The sequence below is a fragment of the Chloroflexus sp. genome, from assembly GCF_049970315.1.
Taxonomy (GTDB): Bacteria; Chloroflexota; Chloroflexia; order Chloroflexales; family Chloroflexaceae; genus Chloroflexus.
In genome coordinates this window covers 208,933-215,167 of sequence record NZ_JBMFNE010000005.1, presented here as the reverse complement: position 1 = coordinate 215,167, position 6,235 = coordinate 208,933, and the positions used below count along the sequence as shown (strand labels likewise).

At 54.5% G+C, this 6,235-nt stretch carries 6 protein-coding genes; 4 read left to right on the top strand and 2 right to left on the bottom strand.

The window, feature by feature from the left end:
• The first annotated feature begins 360 nt into the window (after positions 1-360).
• From ACP5OT_RS05910 to ACP5OT_RS05895, 4 genes are all read left to right on the top strand, one after another.
• Positions 361-642, top strand: a complete 282-nt coding sequence (locus ACP5OT_RS05910) for a DUF4212 domain-containing protein (protein ID WP_424676333.1) — start codon at positions 361-363, stop codon at positions 640-642.
• A gap of 29 nt (positions 643-671) precedes the next feature.
• Positions 672-2,831 carry a sodium:solute symporter family protein gene (locus ACP5OT_RS05905; protein ID WP_428113649.1) on the top strand — a complete coding sequence of 720 codons (2,160 nt, stop codon included), beginning with the start codon at positions 672-674 and terminating at the stop codon, positions 2,829-2,831.
• A 261-nt stretch (positions 2,832-3,092) separates the two neighbouring features.
• Complete coding sequence (locus ACP5OT_RS05900) at positions 3,093-4,391, top strand: DUF5010 domain-containing protein (protein WP_424676335.1); 1,299 nt, start codon at positions 3,093-3,095, stop codon at positions 4,389-4,391.
• A gap of 105 nt (positions 4,392-4,496) precedes the next feature.
• Positions 4,497-4,808: a helix-turn-helix transcriptional regulator gene (locus ACP5OT_RS05895; protein WP_424676336.1), complete on the top strand. Its 312-nt coding sequence runs from the start codon at positions 4,497-4,499 to the stop codon at positions 4,806-4,808.
• A gap of 435 nt (positions 4,809-5,243) precedes the next feature.
• On the opposite strand, the gene ACP5OT_RS05890 is transcribed toward ACP5OT_RS05895, so the two are convergent.
• Both ACP5OT_RS05890 and trxA read right to left on the bottom strand, forming a co-directional pair.
• On the bottom strand, positions 5,244-5,567 hold the full coding sequence (locus tag ACP5OT_RS05890) for a metal-sensitive transcriptional regulator (RefSeq protein ID WP_428131622.1): 324 nt from the start codon (positions 5,565-5,567) through the stop codon (positions 5,244-5,246).
• Complete coding sequence (gene trxA, locus ACP5OT_RS05885) at positions 5,564-5,896, bottom strand: thioredoxin (RefSeq protein ID WP_424676338.1); 333 nt, start codon at positions 5,894-5,896, stop codon at positions 5,564-5,566. The genes ACP5OT_RS05890 and trxA overlap by 4 nt, the downstream gene beginning before the upstream one ends.
• Between the last annotated feature and the right edge of the window lie 339 nt (positions 5,897-6,235).

The window sequence follows — 6,235 nt, the reverse complement described above, 5'->3', positions numbered from 1 at the left end:
CTATGGGTGATACCTGTGCGTGCGCAGCCGTTGCGTCCGTTGCGCTCTCTGCGCCTTTGCGTTACGGTGTTGGGGTGAGCAGCGATTGACACTTCGTGAAAGATTCCACCCACAACAGGGGGGAATTTACCAAAACTTTACACAAAACTTAACCTGCGCTGAAAAAATCCTGTTACAATCAGCTCACCGCGATATAAGATGCATAACCGGCATACGCCGTTAGCTTGTCGTAAGTTCTGATGTCGACCTCGTTTGCGGCATGGCTCACCCCGTTCGTGAGTACCGACAAGCAAAGAATGGCGGTTGTCGCATGCATCACGCAAAAGTGTCGGCAGTGTAGCATGTACGTAAGGAGGTCCTATGTCGGATCTATCTAAGCTCCCAGCAGCGGAGCGCAACCGGCGGTACTGGCAAGAGAATCTACGCCTCATCACGACTTTGATCGTGATTTGGTTCGTCGTTTCGTATGTGCCGGTACTGTTCGTAGAAGCACTCAACAACATTGTGATTGCCGGTTTTCCTCTTGGGTACTACATGGGCAGTCAGGGGTCATTGATCGTCTTCGTCGTTGAAATTTTCTACTATGCTTACGCGATGAACAAGTTGGACGCCAAGTACGGTTTAAGTGATCGTGACCGCTAGTCTGTTAATGAATCAGAGGAGAGATACAAATGGCGACTTCAGCTCAGAGCCAGAGCGTCTTCCGTAACCGGATGGCGCGCTACTACGGCTACTTCACCATTGGCTTTATTGGCATAAGCTTGTTGATGCTCTTGCTAGAGGTGTTTGCCGGCCTGCCGACCCAAATCATTAGCTGGGTCTTCCTGTTGCTGACGATGGCGCTCTACGCGACCATCGGCATTTTGTCGCGTACCAAGGTGCTGGATGAGTATTATGTGGCCGGGCGCAACGTACCGGCGGTGTTTAACGGTATGGCTACCGGTGCCGACTGGATGAGCGCGGCGTCGTTCATCTCGATGGCCGGTACGCTCTGGCTGCTTGGCTACGATGGTCTGGCCTATATTATGGGTTGGACGGGCGGTTACGTTTTGCTGGCGCTGCTCTTTGCGCCGTACCTGCGCAAGTTCGGCCAGTACACCATTCCCGACTTCGTCGGCGCGCGCTTTGGCGGCAATACCGCCCGCGTGGTGGCGGCGATCTGCGCGATTATCGTTTCGCTGACATATGTGACTGCACAAGTGGTGGGTGTTGGCCTCATTATGCAGCGCTTCGTCGGCGTTGATTACACCATCGGTGTTATCCTCGGTCTGTCGGGTGTGCTGGTCTGTTCGTTCCTTGGCGGTATGAAGGCCGTGACGTGGACGCAGGTGGCGCAGTACATCATTTTAATTATTGCGTATCTGATCCCAGTGACGGCGCTGTCAATCCAGCTCACGGGCTTTCCGCTGCCGCAACTGAGCTATGGTCAGGCGTTGCAGCGCATCCAAGTGCTCGAGCAGGAGCAGGGTCTGGCGAAAACCACCGAATCACCGGTAGTGAAAGGAAAGTTCGTTACCAGTGGCTATATTCCGCCATTCAATGAAGGTCTGAGCAATGCTGCTGCCGTTGATGCGGTGAAACAGCTTAATACGCAGTTTGGTTTGAATCTCACTCCCCCGGCTCTGCAAACCATCCCCGATACTAAGAAGCCGGAATTGGGTGACTGGCGTGGTACGCCGTGGAACTTCCTCGCCTTGATGGGCTGTCTGATGTTGGGGACTGCTGGTCTGCCGCATATTCTCATCCGCTTCTACACCGTACCGAGTGTGCGTGAGAGCCGCCTGAGCGTCGGTTGGTCGCTCTTCTTCATCTTCTTGCTCTACTTCACTGCTCCGGCGTATGCGGCTTTCTCGCGTTGGCAGATCCTTGAAAATGTGGTCGGGAAGCAGATCAGTGAGCTACCCGCATGGACGAAGACGTGGGCAAGCAATGGTCTGATCGTGATCCGCGATCTGAAGGCAATTGATGGGGTTGAGATTGGCAAAGAGCCGACATGGGTGAAGAACCTAATCAATGCGAAGTCGGTGGTGGTGGAAGATGCCAACGGTAACGGCAAGATCGATCTCGGGCCCTGGGAGGATATCGGTGATGGTAAGGGCCGCGCCGGTGAAATTTCAGGCACGGCAGTGACCAAGGCCCGTGTCGATGGTATCTTGCAGCTCAATGAGTTGGGTCGTACCACGGCCGATGGCATTGATGGTGACCTTGTGGTGCTGTCGACGCCAGATATTGCCGGTTTGCCCTTCACAATCGGTGCATTGATCGCGGCCGGTGGTCTGGCGGCGGCGCTCAGCACCGCTGACGGTCTGCTGGTGGTGATTGCCTCGGCGATCGCGCACGACATCTACTTCCGCACGATCAACCCCAAGGCTAGCCTCAATACCCGCATTGTGCTGGGTAAGTCGATGATTGTGGTAGCCGCAGCTATTGCCGCATTGTTGGCAATACCACGTCTCGCCTTGATCGCTCAGATGGTGGCGTGGGCATTCTCGATGGCCGCCGCAACGTTCTTCCCGGTGGTGTTGCTTGGTATCTTCTGGAAGCGGGCTAACGGTCCCGGTGCGATTGCCGGTATGATCGGTGGCTTGGCTGTGACCCTCTTCTACATGTTCAATAACTATGTGAATCCAGCGTTTAATGTGCTCGGTATCTCGCACCTCGGTTCGGGCATCTTTGGTCTGCCGGTGGCGATCATTTTGATCGTCGTCGTCAGCCTCCTGACGAAGGAACCCTCGAAGGAGATCCAAGATCTGGTTGATAACTTGCGCAACCCGATCACCGACGACGAAGGGATGTCCAAGATGCTTGATAAGGTGGCGACGGCGAAGTAGTCGTGAGTGTGTTGGCTGTACGGCGCGGGATACCTTCCCGCGCCGTATCATTTTAAGCTTGGGAGAGCAGGCTGAAGCCTGATCGTCAACGAGTAATAGACTCAGTATCGCCGGTGGCACCGGATGATGGTCGGTAGGTTTTGGTCATAGTGCCATCTGGCCCCGACACCGTCGGCGCAATCGTGCTATACTGCAAAACGAGAAGGTAAAAAATGATGGCACCTCAGTTGTTGACCTACTCTGCTCTAGATTTCAGTTGTTATGCGTTATCGCTGGTTGATGATCGTATTGAGTCTTATCCTCGCCGCATGTAGCACGGAGCGTATCGTTGATCCCTCGCCAACGAACCGTGCAACACCGGCTCTCGCTGTGCCGTCGCCGACTATTGCCGCAACGCCGACGACCGGCTTGCCTACCGTAACACCAACGATGGTCGTGCCGTCGCCGACCGTTCCCACAACACAGGTTTTCGTCCCTGACATCATATCGACGCGCCGTGTACCACTACTCGGCACATTCTTTTTCTACTGGTACAACTGCCCGCAGCAGGAGTGCGACCCTAGTTTATTACGGGCCGTGCCTCCCGGTTGGCTGACACCACTGCCTAACGATCCCGATCCACGTGACGGTGCGAGCTATTCTTCGTATAACTACGACTGGTACGAACAGGAGCTGCGCACAATGGCCGCTACCGGGATCGATATCGTGTTTCCGGTGAGTTGGGGCGATCATCCGCATCCATGGTTTCGGCAAGACCGAATCAATCTCCTGGTGCAGGCTAACGGGGTATTGGAACAGCCGTTGCGCATCGGTATGTTTGTTGATACGACTGCACAACAGGGTATGTACCAAGAGTTTCTCGGTAACGGCTATCGGGTTGGACCGCAGGTGCCACGGTTGCCGCTGAGCGACCCGCGGAGCGGATACTTCTTCTACAACCTCCACATCCGTGATTTCTTTACCCGCATACCACGTGACATGTGGGCGACGATTGAGGGCCGACCGATCATTATTACCTATACGGCCCTCTGTTGCGACAATCTCGAATTGAGTGGGACGCTGTGGCGGGCCGTGAAAGAGGCGTTCTACACCGATTTCGGGGTTGAGCCGTGGTTGATCCTTGAAGAGACGTGGTTGAACTCGCAGGCGCTGGCACCACCTGACGGTTTACCGAGTAGTGCAGAGGTGGCCGATGGGGTGTATCGCTGGGGAACGGCGCTGCTTGGGCCGTATACCGCCGAGCTGCGCGGTTTTCGCGTGAGCAGTGTTGGGCCGGGGTTTGATAATTCGCGGATCCCAGGGGTTGCTGAGCCGCGCATACAGCCTCGTGATGAGCCGCCCGGTGGTGGCCCGATTGCGCCCGGCGCCTTCTTGCGGGCTAGTCTGGCGGCCATTCCACCGGATACCGATCTCGTGTTGATCGAGACGTGGAACGAATGGCCGGAGAATACGGCAGTGGCGCCGGCAGCGTATACCGACCGTGCGGGTCGTCCGTTACCGCCCGACTTCTACCTGAATATTATTCGTGAGTGGCACAAACAGTTTGAGTTACAACCGTGATGATACCCATTGTTAGACAGGTGTCTTTTCCCTCGTTGTGCAGCGGGAATACTGGTACAATAGTAAAAGATATTTGTTGGTGATAACGTCTAGAAAGACGGTGGTATGAGTTGGAGCTTTCTGACCAACCACGCGCAAGTGTTACTGTGTATTGCGCGTAACCCGCGTGTTACTGCGCACGAGATTGCGCAGATGGTTGGCATTACTGAGCGAGCAGTTCAGCGTATTTTGCATGATCTCCACACCGACGGTTATATTTCTCATGTGCGGGAAGGACGATACAACCGTTATACCATTTATTCTGATCGATCAATGCGGCATCCGGCGCAACAGGGATTGACGGTAGGTGAGTTTTTGGCAATGCTGCTCTCACGCACATCGGAGCTGGACACTAGTCTTTACAAAGGCACGTTTTAGGGTAACGTATGCTTATGGAACCTCTCATGCGTACTGGTATAGCGGTGAAGTTGCTCGTTGTTATCATCACGATTGACGACAATGGGAGCATGAGGGGCGATTGACTCAGGTTACGTGCATAGGCCGCAATCGTTGCTTCCGCTGTGCGCGGGCGACACGCAACATGGACAGTGGGGTACGTTGCATTTCGGTGCGAAGACACGGCGAAACACTCTAGGACGCACCTTGTTTGTGTGGATCGCTCCTCCCTACGGAGCTGCCGGTGTTCGGTCTGCGACTAGGAGCATAAGGCACTGAGACTCAGGGATCGAGAGTGTATGTGTCCGACGCGATACGTACCCTGATCGGAATCACACCGCAGCGCGCAATCACGAACGGTTGACAACTGTTATAACAAACAAGGGAGACAGCACCGCTGTCTCCCTTATATCGCTATCAGCTTACGTCTTTAAAGAGATCGATCAGTTCGTGAATGGTTTCGGTGCGACAGCGATCGGTATTGCTTAAGCATTGTTGGGCATAGCACTCTAACACAATACTGCCGGTACTAGCCAACGCTTGTCGGATGGCGACAATCTGATAAACAATGTCACGGCAATCACGACCAGATTCCACCATTCGCTGAACACCCCGTATTTGCCCTTCGATTCGCCGGAGCCGACGGAGAATTTCCTCGTGTCGTTCCGGCGATAGCGGGTATATACCGGTATTCTTCGGTGAGTTGTCTCTCAGTTCAATCTCAGGTGATTGTGCGCTCACGCCATCGCCAATACTTTATCAAAGACTTCGCGGTACATCGCCTCAGGACGAGCGCCGATTAGTCTGCCAACTTCCTTACCGTTTTTGAAAATGATTAGGGTTGGAATGCCTTGAATGCCGAGCTGCGAAGCGTACTGGACGTTGTCATCGGTGTTGACCTTGGCAATCGTCAACCGGCCTTCGTATTCACCGGCGAGCTTGTCAAGGATAGGGGCTATCACGCGGCACGGCCCGCACCACGGCGCCCAAAAATCGACGACGACCGGCGTGCTCGATTTCAACACTTTCTCTGCAAAGTCAGCATCATTTACGACAATTGGTTTTGCCATTGCTCAAATTCCTCCTCGATCCGATATGTGGATGGTCAAAGGGGCCGCAAATTGTGCGGGCTGGTATATACCCTCCACCGGTATACTTTACCGACTTACCGCGTGTTTGTCAAGAAAGATCGAGCAATTTGTGTGGGCACAGAGATATTACCACGCCAGGTTGCCGCTCGTCGCCATATGCAGATCGAGCAATCCAGTATGTCGCGCGGAGCGAGACATCTTCCTCACGCAAGGATTTCTCGGGCGCTGGCGCGCCCTCGAAATGACAAAGAGAACGGGCATCGCGAGCGTGTCACGGTTCCTGTGAACAACCTTCTGTCATTTCGAGCGCAGCGAACC